Source organism: Clostridium fessum, assembly GCF_027698965.1.
GTDB classification, from domain to species: domain Bacteria; phylum Bacillota; class Clostridia; order Lachnospirales; family Lachnospiraceae; genus Otoolea; species Otoolea fessa.
The window spans coordinates 119,778-143,367 of sequence record NZ_JAQEQF010000009.1; the positions used below are offsets into that span (position 1 = coordinate 119,778).

20 protein-coding genes and 1 riboswitch are annotated in these 23,590 nt (G+C 49.7%); of the genes, 19 read left to right on the forward strand and 1 reads right to left on the reverse strand.

Features of this window, described 5'->3' with window-relative positions:
* The first annotated feature begins 22 nt into the window (after positions 1-22).
* The 4 genes from PG862_RS11940 to PG862_RS11955 all read left to right on the forward strand — a co-directional run bounded on the left by PG862_RS11940 (position 23) and on the right by PG862_RS11955 (position 4,452).
* Positions 23-1,708 carry a GspE/PulE family protein gene (locus tag PG862_RS11940; RefSeq protein ID WP_270707507.1) on the forward strand — a complete coding sequence of 562 codons (1,686 nt, stop codon included), beginning with the start codon at positions 23-25 and terminating at the stop codon, positions 1,706-1,708.
* A 32-nt stretch (positions 1,709-1,740) separates the two neighbouring features.
* Positions 1,741-2,802 carry a type IV pilus twitching motility protein PilT gene (locus PG862_RS11945; protein WP_118638559.1) on the forward strand — a complete coding sequence of 354 codons (1,062 nt, stop codon included), beginning with the start codon at positions 1,741-1,743 and terminating at the stop codon, positions 2,800-2,802.
* A 148-nt stretch (positions 2,803-2,950) separates the two neighbouring features.
* Entirely contained in the window at positions 2,951-4,057 is a 1,107-nt protein-coding gene (locus tag PG862_RS11950; protein WP_270707509.1) for a stage V sporulation protein AD, read from the forward strand.
* Positions 4,058-4,095: 38 nt separating this feature from the next.
* Positions 4,096-4,452 carry a SpoVA/SpoVAEb family sporulation membrane protein gene (locus PG862_RS11955; RefSeq protein ID WP_022359528.1) on the forward strand — a complete coding sequence of 119 codons (357 nt, stop codon included), beginning with the start codon at positions 4,096-4,098 and terminating at the stop codon, positions 4,450-4,452.
* A gap of 126 nt (positions 4,453-4,578) precedes the next feature.
* Here the strand turns inward: PG862_RS11955 and PG862_RS11960 are convergent, their stop codons facing one another.
* Positions 4,579-7,290, reverse strand: a complete 2,712-nt coding sequence (locus PG862_RS11960; RefSeq protein WP_270707511.1) for a transglycosylase domain-containing protein — start codon at positions 7,288-7,290, stop codon at positions 4,579-4,581.
* 287 nt (positions 7,291-7,577) lie between these two features.
* On the opposite strand from PG862_RS11960, the gene PG862_RS11965 reads away from it, so the two are divergent.
* The 15 genes from PG862_RS11965 (at position 7,578) to PG862_RS12035 (ending at position 23,550) form a co-directional block, all read left to right on the forward strand.
* Positions 7,578-8,228 (forward strand): YigZ family protein, encoded by a 651-nt coding sequence (locus tag PG862_RS11965; protein WP_107001536.1) that lies wholly within the window; start codon positions 7,578-7,580, stop codon positions 8,226-8,228.
* A 165-nt stretch (positions 8,229-8,393) separates the two neighbouring features.
* Positions 8,394-10,232 carry a translational GTPase TypA gene (typA, locus tag PG862_RS11970; protein ID WP_117795171.1) on the forward strand — a complete coding sequence of 613 codons (1,839 nt, stop codon included), beginning with the start codon at positions 8,394-8,396 and terminating at the stop codon, positions 10,230-10,232.
* Positions 10,233-10,499: 267 nt separating this feature from the next.
* Positions 10,500-11,129 carry a single-stranded DNA-binding protein gene (locus tag PG862_RS11975; RefSeq protein ID WP_022359532.1) on the forward strand — a complete coding sequence of 210 codons (630 nt, stop codon included), beginning with the start codon at positions 10,500-10,502 and terminating at the stop codon, positions 11,127-11,129.
* A gap of 245 nt (positions 11,130-11,374) precedes the next feature.
* Positions 11,375-11,896: a cob(I)yrinic acid a,c-diamide adenosyltransferase gene (locus PG862_RS11980; RefSeq protein ID WP_117795172.1), complete on the forward strand. Its 522-nt coding sequence runs from the start codon at positions 11,375-11,377 to the stop codon at positions 11,894-11,896.
* Positions 11,897-12,063: 167 nt separating this feature from the next.
* Positions 12,064-12,236: riboswitch (Lysine riboswitch) on the forward strand.
* Positions 12,237-12,384: 148 nt separating this feature from the next.
* Positions 12,385-13,278, forward strand: coding sequence for a 4-hydroxy-tetrahydrodipicolinate synthase (gene dapA, locus PG862_RS11985; protein WP_118467484.1), 894 nt, complete (start codon positions 12,385-12,387; stop codon positions 13,276-13,278).
* A gap of 48 nt (positions 13,279-13,326) precedes the next feature.
* Positions 13,327-14,082: a 4-hydroxy-tetrahydrodipicolinate reductase gene (dapB, locus tag PG862_RS11990; RefSeq protein ID WP_022359535.1), complete on the forward strand. Its 756-nt coding sequence runs from the start codon at positions 13,327-13,329 to the stop codon at positions 14,080-14,082.
* A gap of 49 nt (positions 14,083-14,131) precedes the next feature.
* Positions 14,132-14,419 (forward strand): hypothetical protein, encoded by a 288-nt coding sequence (locus tag PG862_RS11995; protein ID WP_022359536.1) that lies wholly within the window; start codon positions 14,132-14,134, stop codon positions 14,417-14,419.
* A gap of 431 nt (positions 14,420-14,850) precedes the next feature.
* Positions 14,851-15,114, forward strand: coding sequence for a PqqD family protein (locus PG862_RS12000; protein WP_022359538.1), 264 nt, complete (start codon positions 14,851-14,853; stop codon positions 15,112-15,114).
* Positions 15,115-15,121: 7 nt separating this feature from the next.
* Positions 15,122-16,753 carry a glycosyltransferase gene (locus PG862_RS12005; protein ID WP_270707520.1) on the forward strand — a complete coding sequence of 544 codons (1,632 nt, stop codon included), beginning with the start codon at positions 15,122-15,124 and terminating at the stop codon, positions 16,751-16,753.
* Positions 16,750-17,199 (forward strand): S24/S26 family peptidase, encoded by a 450-nt coding sequence (locus PG862_RS12010; RefSeq protein WP_118628727.1) that lies wholly within the window; start codon positions 16,750-16,752, stop codon positions 17,197-17,199. The genes PG862_RS12005 and PG862_RS12010 overlap by 4 nt, the downstream gene beginning before the upstream one ends.
* Positions 17,196-18,374, forward strand: coding sequence for a nucleotidyltransferase domain-containing protein (locus PG862_RS12015; protein WP_270707522.1), 1,179 nt, complete (start codon positions 17,196-17,198; stop codon positions 18,372-18,374). Before PG862_RS12010 ends, PG862_RS12015 begins: the two co-directional genes overlap by 4 nt.
* On the forward strand, positions 18,358-20,091 hold the full coding sequence (locus PG862_RS12020; protein ID WP_270707523.1) for an ABC transporter ATP-binding protein: 1,734 nt from the start codon (positions 18,358-18,360) through the stop codon (positions 20,089-20,091). The genes PG862_RS12015 and PG862_RS12020 overlap by 17 nt, the downstream gene beginning before the upstream one ends.
* Complete coding sequence (locus tag PG862_RS12025) at positions 20,085-21,059, forward strand: glycosyltransferase family 2 protein (RefSeq protein ID WP_270707525.1); 975 nt, start codon at positions 20,085-20,087, stop codon at positions 21,057-21,059. Before PG862_RS12020 ends, PG862_RS12025 begins: the two co-directional genes overlap by 7 nt.
* Positions 21,060-21,209: 150 nt before the next feature.
* Positions 21,210-22,640, forward strand: a complete 1,431-nt coding sequence (gene purB, locus PG862_RS12030; protein ID WP_270707527.1) for an adenylosuccinate lyase — start codon at positions 21,210-21,212, stop codon at positions 22,638-22,640.
* Complete coding sequence (locus PG862_RS12035) at positions 22,633-23,550, forward strand: LysR family transcriptional regulator (RefSeq protein WP_118481727.1); 918 nt, start codon at positions 22,633-22,635, stop codon at positions 23,548-23,550. Before purB ends, PG862_RS12035 begins: the two co-directional genes overlap by 8 nt.
* Positions 23,551-23,590: the final 40 nt, after the last annotated feature.

Consider the following 23,590-nt stretch of genomic DNA (forward strand, 5'->3'; position numbering starts at 1 on the left):
TTTATACAGGGAGGTAGAGAGAATGCGTACGAAACGATTGGGAGACATGCTTTTGGAACTGGGACTGATCACAGAAGGACAGCTTAAAGAGGCGCTTGATTATCAGGCGAAGGAGAAAGAACGTCTGGGAACAACGTTGATCAAGCATCATTATATCACGGAAGGTCAGCTGATCGATGCGCTTCGCATGCAGCTGGGCATTGACTATATTGATTTGACACGGGTCGATATCAGCCCGGAAATGTCGCGTTTTGTGCCGAAAAATCTGGCAAAGAAGATGACGATCGTACCGGTGCGTATTTCCAAAGACCAGCTCTATCTGGCAATGGCGGATCCGCTGAATTTCATGGCGATTGAGGAAGCACAGCATACTTCCAAAAAGAGAATTGTGCCGATGATCGCCTCTGAACCGGCGGTGAAGCGTGCGATCAATATTTTGTATGGCAACGAGGGCGCGGCAGAAGCGATGGCGCAGATGCAGGCAGAGACGGCAGCGGCGCAAGAGGTGCGTCAGGGGCAGACGGCGGTAAGAGAAGGACAGGAGAATGTGACGCCGATGATCCGCCTGGTCAATTCGATTATTGAGCGCGCCATTTCGGAAGATGCTTCGGATATCCATTTTGAGCCGACGGAGGAGGAGATGGTCGTCAGGATGCGTATCGACGGGCAGCTTCACCGGATCATGACGATCCCGTCGGAACTCAAGGATTCGGTCATTTCGAGACTTAAAATTATGTCCCAGCTTGATATTGTTGAAAAAAGAATTCCGCAGGATGGTCGTGCGGTGATGTCTTTAAGAGGGAAAGATATTGATATGCGTATATCCACCCTTCCGACCCTGTATGGAGAAAAAGTGGTTATCCGTATTCTGAAACGAAATGAGGAGACGCTGAACCGCCGCGGTATCGGTATTCCGGCAGTGGAGGATGCAAAGATTGATACGCTTTTAGGGCTTACTTCCGGGGTTATCATGATTGTAGGACCGACTGGATCAGGTAAATCTTCGACGATGTATACGCTGATCCGCGAACTTCTTTCGGATCGGACCAACCTGATTACACTGGAGGATCCGGTGGAATACCATATCAAGGGCGCGACACAGGTGCAGATCAATGAAAAAGTGGGGCTGACCTTTGCATCGGGTCTGCGCTCTGTTCTGCGTCAGGATCCGGATATCATCTGCGTCGGCGAGATCCGTGACGGTGAGACGGCGGAGATCGCGATGCGTGCGGCAATGACGGGACATCTCGTTATCACCACGATTCATACGGAAGATGCGATCTCGGCGATTGACCGTCTGCGAGATATGGGCGTGGCGCCATACCTGATTGCGGCGGGACTGCGAGGCGTTATTTCCCAGCGTCTGCTGAGGAAAATCTGTCCGAACTGCAAGACCCAGATTCAGCCGCCGAAAAAAGCACTTGAGATGGCAGGAATCCCGGAGATTCCTGGAAAATTATACTGGCAGGGAACTGGATGCGATCAGTGCTTCCATTCGGGATACCGGGGCAGAATCGGTGTGTTTGAGGTAATGCTGATTCAGGAGGAGCTTCGCCGGTGTATTCTGGAAGGGGCTGACCGGACACGTTTCTTAGAGGCAGCCAGAAGAGCGAGCCAGTATGTTCCGATGCTGGAACACGCGCAGAAGCTGGTAGAAGAGGGTGTTTCGACGGTGGACGAGGTGATCCGGACGCTGCTGGCGCTGTAAATGGTGCAGAAAGAGAAGAGGAGACAGATGGTATGTATGGAATTGAAGAATTAATCGCGCTGGCAGCTGAAAAAAGGGCATCGGATGTGCATCTGATTGCAGGGCTGCCGCCAAAATGCAGAATTGACGGCAGAATCGAGACGCTGACGGATGGCGGGCTGACGCGTGATGATTGTGAGGAATATGGACGTCAGCTGGCAGGCAATGTGGCAGATCAGATCGAGGCCATCGGACAGCTGGATTTTAGTGCTTCGTTTGCGGGACGGCGTCTCCGTGTGAATCTGTTCCGGCAGCAGGGCGCCCTCTCTGCGGCGATTCGTATTCTGGCCAGAATGATTCCGAACCTGTCGGAGCTGGGGCTTCCTGAAGCAGTGAATCAGTTTTCAAGCTGGAATAAAGGAATTATTCTGGTGACCGGCGAGACGGGAAGCGGCAAGTCAACGACGCTGGCGGCAATTTTAAATGAGATCAACCAGAATCGTCCGCTCCATATGATTACGCTGGAAGACCCCATCGAGTATGTCTATGAACCGGCACAGGCGATCATCAACCAGCGCGAGGTGGGCGTGGACGTAGAGAGCTATGATAAGGGACTTTATGCGGCGCTCCGTGAGGATCCGGATGTGATTCTGATTGGAGAGATGCGTGATCCAGCAACGATCGAGACGGCGTTGGTGGCGGCAGAGACGGGACATCTTGTTTTTTCCACCATTCATACCAATTCAGCAATCGACAGCATTGACCGGATTGTGGGTGTTTTTCCAGAGGATAAACAGCCGCAGATCCGGATGCAGCTCTCGATGACGCTGCGGGCGGTGCTGTCACAGCAGCTGGTGCCGAGGGCGGGCGGCCAGGGCAGGGCGGCAGCCTGTGAGCTTATGATGCTTACGCCGGCGATCCGGAATCTGATCCGCGACGGAAAAACACCGCAGATGCAGAGCTATCTGCTTTCTAGTGCAAAAGAGGGTTCTATTACGATGGATAATTTTCTGATCCGTATGGCAAAAGAGGGTGTGATTACACCGCAGACGGCAGTCGATGCGTCCCAGAACCCGCAGGAGTTAAGAAAGGAACTGGCGGCGGTGCAGTATTAATAATATGGCGAAAACGGGTGGATGAAGCCTGCGGGGAATGCAGATTTCTTGAAACATAAAAATGTATGTTTGTGTAAATACTGAGGTTGTAGCGAAAGTTTGAACATTATATTTTTAATGACACTTTTTGTATTTCAGGAGGAATTTTATGCAGGCAGGCAGATCAAGCATCCAGTTTGAACATCCGCCCATCATCACATCGGCGGCATCGATCGTGGGGCAGACGGAAGGAGAGGGACCGCTGGCAAGTTTTTTTGACCGGGTGGAGCCGGATCCGATGTTTGGGAAAAAGTCGTGGGAGGAGGCGGAGAGTGAATTGCAGCGCCAGACAGTGCAGAAATGTCTGGATAAGGCGGGCAGACAGGCGACGGATGTGAATTGCCTGTTTGCGGGAGACCTGTTGGGGCAGATTGTGGCGACCTCGTTTGGTGTGGAATCGTTTGATATCCCGTTTTTCGGGCTTTACGGCGCGTGCTCGACGATGGGGGAGGCGATGATCCTGGGGGCGATGGCAGCAGGGGCTGGCTATGCGGACCGTGTTCTGGCGCTGGCATCGAGCCATTTTGCCTCGGCAGAACGGCAGTTCCGGTTTCCGCTGGCGTATGGGAATCAGAGACCGCAGTCCACAACCTGGACGGTGACCGGGTGCGGGTGTGTGATGATCGAAGGAAATGAGAAAAATGAAGGGAAAGATGGGCGCAGAGCGAAAGAAAATGCGTCAGAATCACTGAAAAATGCTGGACAGGAAAAATTGCATCCCAAATTTCAACCTTGTATCCCGGCTGCCACCCCCGGAAAGATCGTCGATATGCAGATGCGCGATTCCATGAACATGGGGGCGGCAATGGCGGTGGCGGCGGTTGACACAATCTTGCAGAATTTCCGTGATTTTAACCGGAAACCATCTGACTATGACCGGATCATCACTGGCGATCTGGGAATGGTGGGGAAGGAAATCCTGCTTGATTTTATGCGCGAGGCAGGACAGGATATTTCCAGCATCCATATGGACTGCGGGATCGAAATGTTTGACCCGAAGACGCAGGATACCCATTCGGGCGGAAGCGGCTGCGGTTGCTCGGCGGCGGTGCTGTGCGGCTATATTCTTCCGAAAATACAGGCGGGTGAGTGGAAACGCGTCCTGTTTGTGCCGACCGGGGCTCTGCTGTCCCAGATCAGCTTTAATGAGGGGCAGAATGTGCCGGGGATTGCCCATGGAGTGGTGCTTGAGGGAAAAGAATCGTTCGGTGAATGATAGGTATTTGCAAGAAACTTTAGAGAGGGAGCAAAAAAATGGACTATATCAAAGCATTTGTGACCGGCGGACTCCTCTGTGCCGCCGTGCAGATTCTGATGGATAAAACGAAACTCATGCCGGGGCGGATCATGGTACTTTTGGTGGTATGTGGCTCGATTCTCGGTGCGATCGGCTTGTACGAACCGTATGCCAAATGGGCGGGTTCCGGGGCAACAGTGCCGCTGCTGGGGTTTGGGAATACGCTTTGGAAGGGCGTGCGGGATGGAATAGATAAGGATGGGGTTCTGGGGCTGTTCACCGGCGGATTCACGGCGGGTGCGGCGGGGATTTCCGGGGCGTTGATCTTCGGCTATCTGTCGTCGCTGATTTGCAAACCCAAGATGAAGGATTAGAGAGAAGACGAAAGAAAAGTAAAAGAAAGCAAAAGAAAATCAGTTGAGGAAATAAAAAGCTGCTGTAAAAGAGGCATATGAATGTCACTTTTTACAGCAGCTTTTTGCAGATATATTATTTTGCTGTTAATGCTCTGGATTCGCCGGGACAATCGGAATATTATTTCCATTCCGTCCACTTCCCGCCATCGGGCGTGGAACCGCAGAGTGGATCGGAGCCGATAGATTATCTGAATCGGGGCTGTAGCCCGGAGCTGAGAAATCGGCGCTCTCAGAAGGATGGATGATCGTGGACGAACCATTGTGAATCTTGCACTCGCCCGGCATGGAGAAGCGGGAATCGTCCGTTTCTCCGCCGTCTTCCGGAACGACCATAACTGTCTTGGAAATCTGCTGGTTCGTCGGGCAGAAGGCAGTCGAGATGCCGCCGGAGGCGGAGCAGATCGTCACGCGGGTGTGGTGATCGCAGGTCTCGGCCGGAACCGTGCCCTTCGCGAAATATTCAGTGTAGACGGCCGTTCCGCGCGGGTCACTGCTGCAGACGCCGGAAACCGGAAGCTTGCCGGATTTGCGGCATACTTCAGCAGTTTCAATGCTGTCCGGAATCGTAAATCCGGGGTCGCTTAAGCTCTCATGGACACGTGTCATGATATTTCGCCAGATGCGCTTGTGGTAACTGGTACCGCCGTTTGAAACGGTGCCGCCTTTTAATGGCTGGTTATTGTCGCACCCGCCCCAGATACCGGCAGTGTAGTACGGCGTAAAGCCTACAAACCAGACGTCGACGTTGCTGGTGGTCGTACCGCTCTTTCCGGCGCAGCTCATATTGGGAATCGCCGCTGTCGTACCGGTCGATTTAACCCCGGAACCGGAACGCGTATACATTGTATTGCTCTGCATAACATCCTGCATCGCGCTGGTTAAAAGATAGGCGGTAGAGTCTTTGAGCGCCTGCCGCGTCTCCGGTTCATTGTCGATCAGTATCTTTCCGTTGCGATCCAGGATCTTAGTAAAGAAGACAGGCTTCGTGTAGGTGCCGCCGTTGGCGATCGCCGCAAATGCATTTGTCAGTTCCAGGTTGCTGACGCCCTTTGTCAGACCGCCGAGTGCTGTCGAGAGAGTCTGATCCTGGCTTACGAGGGAAGTGATTCCCAGCCGTTCGGCATATTCGACACCGAGCTGCGGCGTTACCGTGTCCGCCATGCAGCGCAGGGCGACGATGTTCATGGAATAGGTAATGCCGTCGCGGATCGTGTGATAGCCCTTGTAATCGCTGCCCCACCAGTTTCGGAACTCTTTTTCACCGGAAGAGTATGGTCCGTCATAGTAAACAGTTGATAGGGTCGCGCCGCAGGCATCCAATGCCGGGGCAAAGGAGGAAATGACCTTGAAGGTCGATCCTGGCTGCCGCAGGGAGTCGGTCGCACGGTTTAAGGTGCGGTTTGCCGTCTTCTGTCCGCGTCCGCCGTTGATTGCCTTGACATAGCCGGTGGACTGTTCGATCAGGACGAACGAGGTCTGCGGCTCTAAAATCATGGTAACTGATTCACCGAGAACGGTGCTTCCGTCCTGCGTGAGGGCGGTGCGGTACTCATCGATCGCCGTCTGCGCCTCTTCCTCGGAATTAAACAGCCCGTCAAAACCGCTTTGTCCCTTGACCTGCTGGATCCATGTTTTCAGAGTTTCCTGTGAATAATGCTGCGTTTCCCCGTCTGGATGGGTCAGGGAAAGGCGGTATTCAACCGAATAGCGAGCCGCGTCGTAGTTGGCAGGATTGTTGACTTCCTCATCGACGATCGCCTGAATCTGTGGATCCTGCGGGGTGTAAATCTGCAGTCCGCCGCTGAACAGAAGATTGGACGCCTGCGTGTCAGTATAGCCGAGCTGCTCTTTGAGCGCTTCGGTGACCTGGCTGATCAGCTCGTCCGTGTAATAGGAGTACGGTGTCTCATTTTCCTTGAGCGCCGTGTCGACATTCTGGATACGGGCGTAGACGTCGTCCGCCAGTGCTTCCTCCTGTTCTTCTTTTGTGATATAGCCCTGCTCATACATTGCCTGCAAAATGACCTTGCGCCGGGCGGCATTTGCCTCCGCGCCGCTGATCGGATTCAGCTTTGACGGATTCTGTGTGATACCGGCGATGACCGCGCACTCAGAAAGAGTCAGATCGGAGACGTTCTTATTAAAATAGCGCAGCGCTGCTGCTTTGACGCCCAGCGTATTGCTGCCGAGGTTGATCGTATTTAAATAGTTCGTTAAAATGACCTTCCGATCGACGTTTTTTGTCAGCTGCAGCGCCAGATATTGTTCCTGGATTTTTCGCTCGATTTTGGAACCCTTGCTTGTCTCCATGCCGCCGTTGAAAACGGTATTTTTGATGAGCTGCTGGGTCAGGGTGCTGGCGCCGCCCTTATAATTATTTGTCAGGACGCCGACCACGGCGCGTGAAATGGAGCGCAGATCGATACCGCTGTGCTGCCAGAAACGCGAGTCCTCGATGGAGACGAACGCGTCAATTAGATCCTGAGGAAAATCCTCGTAGGATGCTTCGATTCGGTTCGAGTTGGAACCGACCAGCGTGTCAGTCACTTCCCCGGCGCTATTATATATAGTAGAAAAATATCCGCTTGGGGTGAAGCTGTCCGGGTTGAAGTCTGGCGAACTGTCCAGAATGCCTTTAAACATGCCGATAAAGGTGCTGGCACCCGTCACGCAGAGAAACAGAACAAGAACAAAGGCAGTCTTGAAGAAGGTCAGAAACAGCCGGTTGGCGTATTTCTTCTTCCGGGAATTGGCTGCCCGGATCCGTTTCTTGGTTGCTTTTACACCGTAATTCATGAGAACCTCCTTTGGGTTCGTAGTGGTTCATTCTATTAATAAATACAGTATTTCCAATTATATCAAAATTCATAGGATAAATAAATACTATTGTCATGAAGTTTTTTTTACGGTATCATAAAAGATAAGGTTTGTTAGTGAGCACGTATGCGTGAACAGTAACTGAGGTTTACAAGCAGTTAAAGAAGTGAAAAAACGTCCGTTTTAAGGATGCGTAGTGTATAGATGGAGGGTAACTGTTCAGCAGGTCTGCGCATTTACTGAACAGTTACGATGGAGGAATAATCATGAAAGAGCGCTATAAAATCGTCTATCAGGGCGGAGAGGGCGAGATTGTGGAGAAGAAGTCCCGCTTTATCGCGGAGATCCGCCCGGTGGAATCGGAAGAAGAGGCGACGGCATTTATTGCGGAAGTCAAGAAGAAATATTGGGATGCGAGACATCATTGTTCGGCATTTACAATCGGAGAAAATAACGAGGTGGCGCGCTGCAGCGACGACGGCGAACCGGCGCAGACGGCGGGACGCCCGATGCTGGATGTGCTGTTGGGACGCGAGCTTCACAACGTCTGTGCGGTTGTGACCCGGTACTTTGGCGGGACACTTTTAGGAACCGGCGGACTGGTGCGGGCATACGGCGGCGCGGTCCAGGAAGGTCTTAAAAACTGTGTGGTTCTGGAAAAATGCCTGGCTCGCAAATGGAAGGTCGGGACAGACTACAGCGGGCTTGGAAAGGTGCAGTACATTTTGGCAGAAGCAGAGCTGCCGATTCTGGACAGCGAGTACGGCGAGGGCGTGGATCTGACGATCCTGGTGCCGTTTGACCAGGCGGGAGCAGCGGAGAAGAAGCTCATAGAGGGCACAAATGGAAGATGCCGGATCGAAAAACTGGATGAAGTTTATTTTGGCATGGATGACGGAAAAATCATTTTATTGTAAAAAAAGATTGAATAATGGATAAAAAAATGCTAAAATAACAAGCTGTATTATTTTGTGGGCGGATCCTTTGCCAAAGACGAAACGGCAGGATGCTTGTCTGTGACAGAAAATAATTATTAATTAGTACATGTAATGAATCATCATAAGAAAAGAGAGTAAGCAGATATGAAAATGAAACGGGAAGATGTCAGAAACGTTGCAATTATCGCTCACGTTGACCACGGTAAAACGACGCTGGTAGACCAGCTGCTTCGCCAGAGCGGTGTATTCCGTGCCAATCAGGAAGTAGTCGATCGTGTCATGGACTCTAACGATATTGAGCGTGAGAGAGGTATCACGATTCTGTCCAAGAATACGGCTGTTAATTACAACGGCACCAAGATCAACATTATCGATACACCAGGACATGCGGACTTCGGCGGCGAGGTAGAGCGTGTTCTTAAGATGGTAAACGGCGTTATCCTTCTGGTAGACGCATATGAGGGCGCGATGCCGCAGACCAAATTCGTTCTGCGTAAAGCACTGGAACTGGATCTGCCGGTTATCGTATGTATCAATAAGATTGACCGTCCGGAAGCACGTCCGGAGGAGGTTGTGGACGAGGTTCTCGAACTTCTGATGGATCTGGATGCATCCGACGAGCAGCTTGACTGCCCGTTCTTGTATGCATCTGCACGTTCTGGCTATGCGAAGAAGAACCTGGACGATCCGAATGTGGATATGAAGCCGCTGTTCCAGACCATTCTGGATTACATCCCGGCGCCGGAGGGAGATCCGGATGCAGAGACACAGGTTCTGATCAGTACAATTGATTACAACGAGTATGTAGGACGTATCGGCGTTGGTAAGATCGACAACGGTTACCTGAAAGTAAATCAGGACTGCGTCATCGTCAACCATCATGAGCCGGACAAGTTCCGCAAAGTTAAGATCGGTAAGCTCTATGAGTTTGAAGGTCTGAATAAAGTAGAAGTACAGGAAGCAAAGATTGGTTCGATCGTAGCGATTTCCGGTATCGCAGATATCCACATCGGTGATACCCTGTGTTCACCGGAGAAACCGGAGGCAATTCCGTTCCAGAAGATTTCTGAGCCGACCATTTCCATGGATTTCATGGTAAACGACAGCCCGCTGGCAGGTCAGGAAGGTAAATTCATCACTTCCCGCCACATCCGCGAGCGTCTGATGCGGGAGCTGAATACCGATGTCAGCCTGCGTGTAGAGGAGACAGACTCCGCTGACTGCTTCAAGGTATCTGGCCGTGGCGAGCTGCATCTGTCCGTCCTGATTGAGAATATGCGCCGCGAGGGCTTTGAGTTCGCAGTCAGCAAGGCGGAGGTACTCTACAAATATGACGAGAGAAACCGCAAATTAGAGCCGATGGAGATCGCTTACGTCGACGTACCGGATGACTTTACCGGTGCTGTTATCCAGAAGCTGACCAGCCGTAAAGGCGAGCTGCAGGGCATGAGCCCGATCGGCGGCGGATACACAAGACTGGAGTTCTCGATTCCGTCCAGAGGTCTCATCGGCTACCGCGGCGAGTTCATGACCGATACAAAGGGAAATGGTATCTTAAACACCAGCTTTGACGGCTATGCACCGTTCAAGGGCGAATTAAGTTACCGCAAACAGGGATCCCTGATTGCATTTGAGGCAGGCGAGTCCATCACCTACGGTCTGTTCAATGCCCAGGAGCGCGGAACCCTGTTCATCGGACCGGGCGTTAAAGTTTACTCCGGCATGATTGTCGGACAGAGCGCAAAACCGGAAGACATCGAGTTAAACGTCTGCAAAACCAAAAAGCTGACCAACACCCGTTCTTCCAGCGCCGATGAAGCCCTCCGCCTTGTTCCGCCGAAAATCATGAGCCTGGAGCAGTGCCTCGACTACATCGATACCGATGAACTTCTCGAGATCACCCCGACCAGCTTACGAATCCGTAAAAAGATTCTTGATCCGACTCTGAGAAAGAGAGCGATGATCAGCCGTAAAAATAGCTAAATAATCGTAAAGTGGGAGCAGCCGCGCAAGCCAGCTGCTCCTTTTCGTATATTCAAGCGAGAGATATTCAGGAAACGACGCGCCCCGCCGTTTCCGTCCCTCTGCCGATCCCATTCCCTCTGTCGATTCATGTCCCCCACCCTGTCGAAATTTCCCCCTCACTTCTTCTTCTAAAACGGTCATTCCCCTCATACATATATACAGTAAGAAGCAGGACTCCAAGAACCTGCCGTGAAAAACTGCAAAAAAGAAGAGGAGAGAGATACTATGTCGGAAAAAATGATTGAAAACAACAAGGTTAGCGTGATTGGTGAGGTCGTATCGGAATTTACATTCAGCCACGAAGTATTCGGGGAAGGATTTTATATCGCAGACCTGGCAGTCAGCCGTCTGAGCGATCAGGTGGACGTGATTCCACTCATGATTTCAGAACGGCTTCTGGATGTATCGAAAGACTACCGCGGAATGACGATGGAGGCGATCGGCCAGTTCCGTTCCTACAACCGTCATGAGGGCGCGAAAAACCGTCTGGTGCTGTCTGTGTTTGTCCGTGAGATTCATTTCCTGGAAGAATTTACGGATTACACCAAAACCAACCAGATTTTTCTGGAAGGCTATATCTGCAAGGAGCCGATCTACCGGAAAACACCGCTGGGACGCGAGATTGCCGATATGCTGCTGGCGGTCAACCGTCCGTATGGAAAATCCGATTACATACCGTGTATTGCGTGGGGCAGAAATGCCCGCTATGCGTCCGGATTTGGCGTGGGAAGCCACGTGTGCGTGTGGGGGCGCGTGCAGAGCCGTGAATATACGAAGAAGCTGAGCGAGACAGAGTGCGAGAAACGTGTGGCATACGAGGTGTCGGTCAGCAAGCTGGAGTGCGTGGAAGAATAGGATAGGTTTAGGATGTTACAGCAAAGTTTGAAGCCGGTTATGCAATCTATAGGGCATGATAAATGGCTGGTTTTGCCATAGCTTGCCAAAATAGATAAAATATGCTAGAATAAGGCAGCTTACAGAATTCGTAAAACGATTATTGGATGGATAGAAATAAAACACACAGGTCTGTGTGTAAAAAGACATCAGGAAAGACAGTCTGTGCGCCAGCGCAGCGGGAGGCACAGAAAGAGGAGAGGGAAATGAAAAAGGGGAAAGTTCATATCATCTTCGGCACCGGGATGGGAAAAACAGCGATGGCACTGGGACGTGGTGTCAGTGCAGCCATGCACGGCCGGAAGGTAATTATGATACAATTCTTAAAGGGAGTGCTGAGCCATGAGACAGCAGATGGGTTAAAACAGCTGGAGCCGGCATTTAAAGTATTCCGATTTGAAAAACAGAATGAGTATTATGAAAATCTCTCTGAAGAAGGCAAAAAGGAAGAGCTCTGCAATATTCAGAACGGGTATAATTTTGCAAAAAAAGTACTCTGTACCGGCGAATGCGATATGCTGATTCTGGATGAATTTCTTGGGGTGTTAGATCAGAAACTGGTCGGAGACGATGCTCTGGAAACACTGCTGGCAGCGCGCGAGGAGAATGTCGATCTGATTCTGACCGGAAAAGTATGTCCGGCTGGGGCAGAGGAGCATGCAGACGAGGTGACGCGCCTGGAATGCCTGAAGCCGTCAAACGATCATGCCGTTACTGTTCACGGGTAGGCACTTTTGGAACCGAAAGTGCCGTAAGAAAACATGGTGGCAGCAGGAATTTGCCGTATTTGAATGCGAAGCCACGGCAAATTCCGTTACTGGGCACGTATGCGTGAACAGTAACATCATGCGTGCATGAACGGTTGACAAGTATTCAAAGTAATGCTAAGATAGAAAAAACAAGTAGAGGTTGCGTTGATTATCAGTAAGCGGTCGGATGCGGCAGGTGCAGGAGAAGACAGCTGAAAGGATGATACGCCGAAGGGCTGCGGCGCCTGTATCTGCAGTTCCTGGGTGCAGGATGAAGAATTCTGTAACTGTCATCGACAGATGGGGAGCTACTGGGAGTTTGGATTTGAATTCATAGAGCTGGCCGTCGTGCCAGCTTTTTGTACGCTCAGGACCGACAGGCTGCAAACATTCGTTTGAAGCGGGGACAGAAACGGACTCTGGAATAGAAACTCAGCCATCGTGCAAAAGAATAAGGAGGAAACAAAATGTCTATTTTTGAAGGAGCAGGCGTAGCGCTGGTAACGCCATTTCATGAGGATGGAAGCGTAAATTATGAGAAACTGGAGCAGATCGTAGAAGAACAGATCGCTGGCGGCACAGACTGTATTATCGCCTGCGGTACGACCGGCGAGGCGGCTACATTAAGCCATGAGGAGCACATCGAGGTGATCCGTTTCGTATGCCAGGTCGTAAATAAGAGAATCCCGGTTGTAGCAGGAACCGGTTCCAACTGCACAGAGACAGCGGTATATCTGTCTACCGAAGCGAAAAAGGCAGGCGCAGACGGACTTCTGCTCGTATCCCCGTATTACAATAAATCAACCCAGAAGGGTTTAAAGGTTCATTTCTCAGAGGTCGCAAAGGCAGTTGATCTTCCGATCCTTCTGTACAATGTACCGAGCCGTACCGGCGTCAATATCACCCCGGAGACGATCGTGGCACTGTGCAAGGAATATGAGAACATCGTCGGTGTCAAAGAAGCAAGCGGCAATTTCTCCGCGATCGCACAGATTGCAAGCCTGTCAGGCGGATCAGTTGATATTTACTCCGGCAACGACGACCAGACGGTTCCGATGATGGCACTGGGCGCAAAGGGCGTTATCTCCGTATTATCCAACGTGGCACCGCGTCAGGTACATGATATGTGCGCGGCATTCAAGGCTGGCGATGTAGCGAAGGCAAGACAGATGCAGATAGATGCAATTCCACTGATTGAGGCGCTGTTCTGCGAGGTAAACCCGATTCCGGTTAAGGAAGCGATGAACATGATGGGCGAGGAAGTGGGTCCGTTCCGTAAACCGTTAGTGGATATGGAACCGGCAAACCGCGATCGTCTGAGAAGAGAACTGGTAAATTACGGAATCAGCCTGAAAGAGTGATAAGAACCGTTAAAATTAGGATGAGATAGGGAAATGAGGTTTTAACAGATGGTACGAGCAATTATGCATGGCTGCAACGGCGCCATGGGACAGGTTATTTCCGGAATTGCAGCGAAGGACGAGGAGATCTCTATCGTTGCGGGTATTGATATGAGAACCGAGCAGAAAAATGATTATCCGGTTTTTGCGTCTCTGAACGAATGCAAGGTAGAAGCGGATGTTGTGATTGATTTTTCCAATGCAGCAGCTGTCGATGAACTTCTCGACTGGTGTGCAGAGAAGAAAATGCCGGTTGTTCTGTGTACGACAGGACTTTCCGAGGTACAGCTGGCAAAGGTAGAAGAGACGGCAGAGAAGACAGCTGTTCTTCGCTCTGCAAATATGTCTCTTGGTATCAATATGCTCTTAAAGCTTCTGAAAGAAGCAGCGCAGATTCTGGCTCCGGCTGGATTTGATATTGAGATTCTGGAGAAACACCACAATCAGAAGGTGGATGCTCCGAGCGGTACGGCGATTGCGCTGGCAGATTCGATCAACGAGGCGATGGGCAATACATACCATTACAAATACGATCGTTCCGCTACACGTGAGAAACGTGATGCGAAGGAGATTGGTATTCAGGCGATCCGCGGCGGCACAATCGTAGGCGAACACGATGTCATTTTCGCTGGTCAGGATGAGGTGATTACCTTTAATCATACAGCTTATTCCAAGGCGATCTTTGCCAAGGGCGCCGTACAGGCAGCGAAGTTTCTGGCAGGAAAACCGGCAGGACGGTATGATATGGCAGATGTGATTGGTTAAGAACAGGCATATAATTGAATTTGGAGAGGCACCTGCAGGAGGTATGCAGATGTCAGATAATAGTAAATTTCAGCAAAAGCAGGTGCGGCGCTACCTGAAAGGCGTACGTTTCCGGATGAGGCGGAGACAGCGGTTCTTCCTTTACGGACTGGCGGCAGCGGTCTTTTTCTATCTGGCCAGTGTCTATGAGTTTCGGGAGAAAATCTGGTCCATCAGAGAGTGTGAGGAGATCGAATACCGGCTGCCGGAGGGAGATTCTGAGGCTGCCACAAGGCTCCGCATTAACCTGAAAACCTGGCAGCTGGAGATGATTCACGAAGAAAAAAGAGCGGAGTAATAAGGCTTTTTCTTGACAAGCTGTCTGAAAAAGAGGTATAATTAACAAAAATAATAGACATGTCATGTGGCTGAAAGGAGATGTGCATATGAAGGAATATGAAAAACCGGAAGCAGAGGTTGTCATCTTTGAGACAGTGGATGTGGTAGCTACATCATCGTACTATAATCCGTATGCGACTGTTTAGTAAAAGAGGTATATATCGCTGGATATATACCTTTTTTCGTTTTATAGGAAATTACGTCCTATGAAACAAAAAACGCTCCGTGAGGATGCGCACTCGCACGAAGAAGAAACATGTCGAAAGCGACCGCGCGAGAAGCCCGAATGTGTCAAGGCACATTCCGTATTATACAAGCGGATCGAGGTATGTGTGAACAGGTATTTTGCAGCAGGAATGCTAGAACATTCCTGAATTAGGAGGGGGATTTATGAAGGTAAAGTCAGGATTCAAGCTGATGAAAGTAGGAGTCCAGAATCTGGTTGTGGCAGTGGATGAGAGAGCGGAGGAGTTCAACGGAATGGTCCGCCTCAACTCCACCGGAGCATTTCTCTGGGAGAAGATAGAAAAGGGAAGTGAGAAGGAAGAGCTGGTATCTGCCCTTCTTGCACAATATGGAATTGATGAGGAGACGGCGAGAAAGGATCTGGATGGCTTTTTGAATACACTGATTGAAAACGGAATTCTGGAGTGAAAAATAGATGAATATATTGATGGCATTTAATTCGGAATACTGTAAGCCGGCGATGGTAACCATGTATTCTCTGCTCTGCAATCATGACTGCGAGGTAGTCTTCTATATTATTTATTCCCAACTGACCGAAGAGGAAAAAGACAGGATTTCAGAAATAACCATGGCAGAAGGCCGTGGCAAGTGCGTCTTCCTTCCGGTGGCGGAAAGCACCTATGCAGATCTGCCGACACTGGAATGGATCTCTCCGGAGACATATTACCGGCTGCTGGCCCAGAAACTTCTTCCTGAAAGTGTGGACCGGATTCTATGGCTGGATGCTGATGTGGTAATCTGCGGAGACATCACAGAGTTTTATCATCAGGACCTGGATGGGAATCTTCTGGCTGCCTGTTCGGCCGTGGATGAGGAGGGTTACCATGCATCCTTCAATCAGCTGACGCTGCCTCCGGATGCCAGATATTTCAATGCCGGTGTCCTTCTGTATGATTTGGAAGCCCAGAGAAAGAAACTGGATCCGGATATATATACCCAGTATCTGCAGGTATTTGGAAAGCGTCTGATCTATGGGGATCAAGATGTGTTGAATGGGGTATTTTACCGCTGCGTCAAATTTGCCGATCCGAAACACTATAATTGCTCGACCTATGCGTTGGATAAACTAACTTTCGGGGAAAGAAGAAAGGTCCTAAAGGATTGCCGTATCCTTCATTACAACGGGAGTTCAAAACCCTGGAATCCCGGATATTGTCTCACTGCATCGGATATATTCCGCAGGTATGCATCGATATTTCCAGAGTTTTCCTATCTGGAGGATCCGGAATGGGAGAAACAGGAGAAGAGGGCTAGACAGCGCAGGCTTTCCTATAAAAGAAAGCACAAGGAAAGCGAGGAAGAGAGGCTACGGTACTCGTTTGTGATTCAGATTGCCGGAGTGAAAATCCGGGTTGTGCATCGGTACCAGAAGGTACTGATGCACTGCAGAAAGTATCTGGTGCCTTCCGGAGAATCGGAGCTTGAGGTGAACATAACCAGAGAGGATCTGGCCTATGAGAGAAAACAGTATGAGGCGGTCTGTGCGGCAGAAAACCGGGAGACCGGATCGGTCAGTGACGAGGAACTGGAAATATCTGCGTTAAACCGCAAGACTGCAGAGGTGCTTCTTGATTTCCATATACTTCTCATTCACGGTGCAGCGGTGGAAGTGGAGGGGCAGGCTTATCTGTTTTGCGCCAAAAGCGGAACAGGGAAAACAACCCATATCGGATTTTGGAAAGAACTTCTGGGGGAGACCCTTACCGTGATAAACGGAGATAAGCCGTTTCTGAAGATAGAAGAGGCGGTGACGGTATATGGTTCCCCCTGGTGCGGAAAAGAAGGCCAGAATACAAATACTTCCTGCCCCCTTGCAGGGATCTGCCTGTTAGAGCGGGGAACGAAGAATGAGATACGCAGGCTGTCGCCGGAGGAAGCATTTCCCCGCATGATGTCCCATGCGTACCGGTTCCGGGATAGGGGAAAAGCAGAGCAGATGATGAACCTTCTGAGCAAACTGGCTGAGATGGTGCCGTTTTATGGATTAAAAGCCCTGCCGGATGTAGAGGCGGCCCGGCTTTCTTATGAAGCTATGAGGACAGAATGATGCGATCAGCGATTCAGGAAGAACTGGATAAAAATGGAATCACAGTCTGCACCACCAGAGGCGACAGCATGGAGCCGCTTCTGGCAAATCGAAGGGATATTGTGACGATCCAGAAGATAGAGCCGGGGCAGCGGCTGAAAAAATATGACGTTCCCCTGTATAGGCGGGATGGAGGGGAGAACTATGTGCTTCACCGGATTCTGAAGGTGCGGGAGCAGGACTATGTGATCTGCGGCGACAACCGGTGGCGGCTGGAATACGGGATCAGGGACAGACATCTGGTGGGAGTTATGACGGGCATTGTGCGAAAGGGAAAGGAAGTTCCCCTGGATGGATGGAGGTACCGTCTGTATGTCCGGCTCTGGTGCGGACTTTTTCCGTTGCGTGCTTTCATTCTGTTTTTACGGGATGTTTTCGGAAGGATCATGAGGAGAACGAAAAGATGATAACAGAAGAACAGAAATTGTATTTGAAAAGTCTTCGGGGAGCCGTTCTTCGCCTTCCGGCCTCTTATTTCGATGAGATAAACCCGGGGGATGAGGCGGTGAGCCGGATGTTCCGTACGGCCTATGCCCAGTCTCAGGCAGAACTCATCTATACCTGGTTTCTGGAAGAAAAGATAGTGCTGCCGGAGAAACTGAAGGGACAGCTGCAGCTGTCATACGATCATGCCCTGCACCGGGAACTTCTTATGAATACGGAGCGGGCAAGGATTTTTGATTTTATGGATGAACAGGGGATCTGGCACTGTCCGCTGAAGGGGATTCAGATTCAGCCCCTGTACCCGTCAGTGGGCACCCGATATGCGTCGGATAATGATATTCTGGTGGATCCGGAGTACTGCCAGACGATCCGCAGATACATGGAAAAACGAGGATACAAGGCATCTCCTTCATCTGGAAAACATGATAGTTACCTGAAAAATCCATCGTATCATTTTGAGATGCATTGGAGACTTATGGACGAGACGGAGGAAGAAGATGCAGCGGCTTCTTATTTGAACCGGATATTTCCGAAGCTTCATAGGGTGGAGAATAATAAATTTTTGTATGAGATGACACCGGAGGATTTTTACCTGCATTTTCTGGCTCACGCAGACCATCATTATCAGGGCAGCGGAACTGGTATCCGGTATATCACCGACACATACTTTTACCTAAAAGAATACGGAAAGGACATGGATTGGGAGAAGCTTGGAGAACTTCTGAAACAGCTAGGTCTCTCTGAATTTGAAGAGAGAATTCGGACTCTTTCGGATAAACTTTTTGCAGATGAGATTCCGGTATTTGATTTCTCCAAAGAAGAGGAGGAATTTTTATCCTATATGTTCCGGTCCGGTTCCCATGGAAGTGATCAGATAAGTGCTGAGAACAGCATCCGTAAGTTTAACTATCGGGCACGAACGGGAATTGGGCGAAAGGCAGAATATATCGCCCGGAGAGTGGTTCCGGATCGATGGTGGTGGAAAACAAATTATCCATTTTTGTATAAATACAAGATAGGGATCCCCTTTTTTGTAGTTTTCCGCCTTGTGAGAGGTACATTCTGCTCCGTTTTTGCAAGAGAGGAACTTAGACAGCTGCTTTCCCGGGGAAAGGAACCAGATGAGAGAGATTTGTAAAAAAATTGCAGTTCTTTTAAAGCCGGATCAGAAAAAGCATCTGTTTCTTCTGTTTTTTGCCATGTTGCTGGGAGCTTTTTTAGAGACCCTTAGTGTGACCCTGGTGGTTCCGATGATACAGGCGATCCTGGATCCGGAGCTGGCAGAGAAAAATCGGTATGTAGGGGCCATCTGTGCAAAATTGCCCATGGTCCGCAGGGATTCCTTTCTTGCGTTCTGCATCGGTGCCCTGATTTTGGTGTATATAATTAAAAATCTGTATATGTTCTGGGAACAGAAGATTTGTGCGGGATTTTCTTCCGATTGCAGCAGGCGCCTGAAAAACCGGATGACAGACTTGTATATGCATCGCTCCTATGAACATTTTCTGACAACTAATTCCAATGATATCTTCCAGCTGATTGTGAATGATACATCGGCAGTTGTCTCTATTATCCAGGCGATTCTGACGATTCTGACGGAAAGCGTCATCGCTATCTTTCTGGCAGCGGCTATCTTTCTTATCAATCCTTTCATGACGATCTGGGCCGTCTTTACCATGACGGTGGTGGTGGCAGTGATTCTGGCCGTGATACGCCCCCGAACCGGTGAAATTGGAAATCAGGAGATTCAACACAATATCCGCAGAAACAGCTGGCTCATACAGGGATTAAGAGGCATTAAGGAGATAAAAACACTTCGGACCGAAGATTATATCGTGAATCATATCGAACGGGAGGCGGAGATGATCTCCCGTCTGGAATGCCGAAATGCCGTGTATGCTTCGATTCCGCGGATGTTTGTGGAAACCGTATGTATCTGTTCCATGCTTGGTTATCTGTATCTGCTGGTGATGTCGGGAGTGGAACTGGAACAGGTTCTGCCGGCAGTCAGTGCCTTTGCCATGGCAGCGGTCAAGCTGATGCCTGCGGCAGTCCGGATCTCGGCAGCCGTATCCCTGATTCACTATCGCAAAAAATCATTGGACCGGATTACAGGGGCATTAGAAGATGCTTCCGATGAGAGGTGCCATGTATATGGAAGCATTCCGTGCCGGACAGTGGAACACGAGATGACGGATATGCTTTATATGAAGGATCTCAGTTACCGTTATCCATCCGGCAGCAGGTGGATTCTGGAACATGCAAATGCAGCATTTCCTCTTGAACAAATCACCTGCATCATCGGGGAGTCCGGTGTGGGTAAAACAACACTGGCGGATCTTCTTTTGGGTCTTCTGACTCCGGAATCCGGAGAAATCTATGTAAATACAGTAGGAAAGAAGGAAGTGAAAGTCGGTTATATTCCACAGAATTCATTTATGCTGGACGATTCAATCAAGGGCAATATCGCCTTCGGTCTGGAAAATCAGAACATGGATGAGAAGAAGGTTATGGAATGTCTTCAGGCGGTTGGACTGGAATCCTTTATCAAAAGTCTTCCGGATGGACTGGATACGCCGATTGGGGAAGGCGGCATCCGGCTTTCCGGTGGCCAGAGGCAGCGGCTTGGGATTGTCAGGGCGATTTACCGGGATTGTGATTTCTTTATTCTGGATGAGCCGACCGCCGCACTGGATAAAGATACAGAATTTATCGTGCTGGATACCATCAGGGAGATGGCAAAGAAAAGAACATTTCTGATTATTGCTCACAACATGTATACTATAGAAGCTTGCGATGTAGTGTATGAGGTGGCGGGTGGAACGCTTGTGCCTGTAAAGGAGAAAAAATGGTAAAAGTTTCGGTTATTATACCTGCTTATAATGCGGAAAGGTATGTGAAGGATGCACTGGAAAGTGTGATGGCCCAGAGCCTTACGGAGATAGAAATATTGGCAGTCGATGATGGATCAACGGATCGAACCGGGAAAATTCTGGAGGATTACAGCCAAAAGGATGAGCGGATTCGGGTTATTCATAAAAAGAATACCGGATATGGGAATACGATGAATGTAGGAATGGATCAGGCCCGTGGCAAATACCTGGCAGTTCTTGAATCGGATGACAGGATGCTTCCGGATATGCTGAAAAATCTCTATACGGTGGCTGAAACCTTGCAGACGGAACTTACCCGGGGGGATTTTATCCGCTTTTATGAAGTGGATGGCCGGAGGATAGAAAAATATTGCCGTGCCTGCCAGAAGGGAATGTATTATAAAGTGTGGAACCCTCAGAAAGCAGAACCGGTTGCCTTTCGTGGAGCTGTCATGACCTGGTGCGGAATTGTAAGGCGTGATTTTATTGAAAAATGGCATATCCGCCACAATGAAACGCCAGGAGCTTCCTATCAGGACAATGGTTTCTGGTTTCAGATGATATGCCGGGCCGGTAGGATTGTTTTTATAGATGAACCTGGGTATCTTTACCGGACGGATAATCCGGATTCATCGGTAAAACAGAGTGACAATATATTTGGAATAAATGAAGAATATGCATTCATCTACAGCTTTTTGTTCACTCGTCCGGAACTTCATAAATTTTTGCCGGTCTACTGGTGGAAAAAATATGAAAATGCGTTGTTTACGATTCGGCGGATTTTGCCGGAATACAGAAGCTTGTATGCAAGACATATGTATCAGGAATTTCGGACTGCACTGAATAAGGGAGAGCTTAACATGGAGTATTTCAGTAAGACAGATTGGGATGAGGTGCAGATTTTGCTGAAAGGACCGGAAGAATACCTGCAATATAAAGGCCTTTTGTAAGGAGTAACAGGAAAAGTGATTGATTTTGAAAAGTGCCTGTATTATAATTTGCAGGTAGGATATTGAGAAAATGTGTCGGTGACACCTTCAAATGGCTGCGAAAGAGACTATTTTCCATACCCTGAAAAAAGAAAGCGAGGTAAATTAGCCATGTATGACAGATATGTAAGCCCTCTTTCCGAGCGCTATGCAAGTAAGGAGATGCAGTATATTTTCTCCCCGGACAAGAAATTCCGCACCTGGAGAAGACTCTGGATTGCGCTGGCAGAGACGGAGAAGGAGCTTGGCCTTCCGATCACGCAGGAGCAGATCGATGAATTGAAAGCACATAAGGATGAAATCAATTTTGATGTTGCTAAAGAGCGTGAGAAACTGGTGCGCCACGATGTTATGTCCCATGTGTATGCGTACGGCGTACAGTGCCCGACAGCAAAAGGAATCATCCATCTGGGTGCAACTTCCTGCTACGTAGGAGATAACACCGATATCATCATTATGACAGAGGCCCTGAAGCTGGTACGTAAGAAACTGATCAGTGTTCTGGATGAACTGGCTAAATTTGCTGATAAATATAAAGCACAGCCGACCCTGGCGTTTACCCATTTCCAGCCGGCACAGCCGACCACCGTCGGTAAGCGTGCAACTCTGTGGATGATGGAGCTTAAGCAGGATCTGGATGATCTGGATTATGTGCTTGGATCCTTACGTCTCCTTGGCTCCAAGGGAACAACCGGTACACAGGCAAGCTTCCTGGAGCTCTTTGATGGGGATCATGCAAAGTGCCGCAAGGTAGATCAGATGATCGCAGAGAAGATGGGCTTTAATGGCTGCTATCCGGTATCCGGACAGACCTATTCCCGTAAGCAGGATACACGTGTATTAAATGTTCTTGCCGGTATTGCACAGAGTGCCCATAAATTCTCCAACGATATCCGTCTTCTTCAGCATCTGAAAGAAGTAGAAGAGCCTTTCGAGAAGAATCAGATCGGTTCCTCCGCTATGGCATATAAGAGAAATCCTATGAGAAGCGAGCGTATGGCTTCCCTGGCTAACTATGTGATGGCAGACGTGATGAACCCGATGATGGTTGCATCTACCCAGTGGTTTGAGCGTACATTGGATGATTCTGCGAACAAGCGTCTGAGTGTTCCGGAAGGCTTCCTTGCAATTGATGGTATTCTGGATCTGTACCTGAATGTTGTTGACGGTCTGGTTGTATATCCGAAGGTTATCGAGAAACACATGATGGCAGAACTTCCGTTCATGGCAACCGAGAATATCATGATGGATGCAGTAAAGGCAGGCGGTGACCGTCAGGAACTGCATGAGAAGATCCGTACTCTGTCGATGGAAGCTGGAAAGAATGTGAAAGAGAAAGGTCTGGATAACAACCTTCTCGAGCTGATTGCAGCGGATCCGGCGTTCAATCTGTCCTTAGATGACCTGAAAGCAGCGATGAAACCGGAGCGCTACACCGGCCGTGCAAAAGAGCAGGTAGATGAGTTCTTGGCAGAGGTAATCCAGCCGATTCTGGATGCAAATAAAGAAGATCTGGGCGTGAAAGCAGAGATTAATGTCTAAACAGGATTTACATGGAAGTGTGAATCTGGAGTATTACCGGGTATTTTGCAGCGTGTGCGAATGCGGCGGCATCACGGCGGCCGCAGAGGCACTCTGCATTTCCCAGCCGGCGGTCAGCCAGGCGGTCCGACAACTGGAGACCGCGCTTGGCTGCCGCCTTTTTTTGCGGACATCGCGCGGCGTGAAGCTGACGAGCGAGGGAGAATTGCTTCTGTCGTATGTCAGACGGGGAATTGATGCGATACAGGACGGGGAGACGATGCTGCGGCGCATGAAGGACCTGGAAACGGGCGAGATCCGCATTGGCGCGAGCGATATGACACTCCAGTTTTATCTGCTTCCATATCTGGAACAATTTCATGAGCAGTATCCGAATATCAAGGTGACGGTTTCAAACGGTCCGACGCCCGAGACCCTTGAAGCACTCTATCAGGGACACATTGATTTCGGTATTGTCAGCACACCTTTTGAGACCAAGCAGGCGGTAAAGAGTTTTCCGGTTCAGGAGATCCGCAATGTGTTTATAGCCGGACCCAAATACGCAGCCCAGTTAAAGGGTAGAAAACTTTCATATAAAGAGCTGTTGAACTGCCCCTGCATCTTCCTGGAGCGCAATACCAGTACGCGCCGCTTTATGGATGAGTTTCTGGCAAAGCGCGGGGTTCGGCTGGAGCCGGAGTTTGAACTGGCCACCAGTGAGATGATTGTCCAGTTTGTTAAGCGGAATCTGGGAATCGGCTGTCTGATGTCGGATTTTGCATCGGAGGCTCTTGGAAATGGGGATGTTTTTGCGTTGGAATTTGACGAAGAGATGCCATCCCGTGAGTTTTGTCTGGTGGCAGCTGAGAAAGCCTGGATGTCCCCAGCGGCTGCGAAGCTTTTTAAGCAGCTGGCGAAGGTAACCACATGAGAAAAATAGGAGCTGCAAAGTAGCGGTTTTTCAAATTACA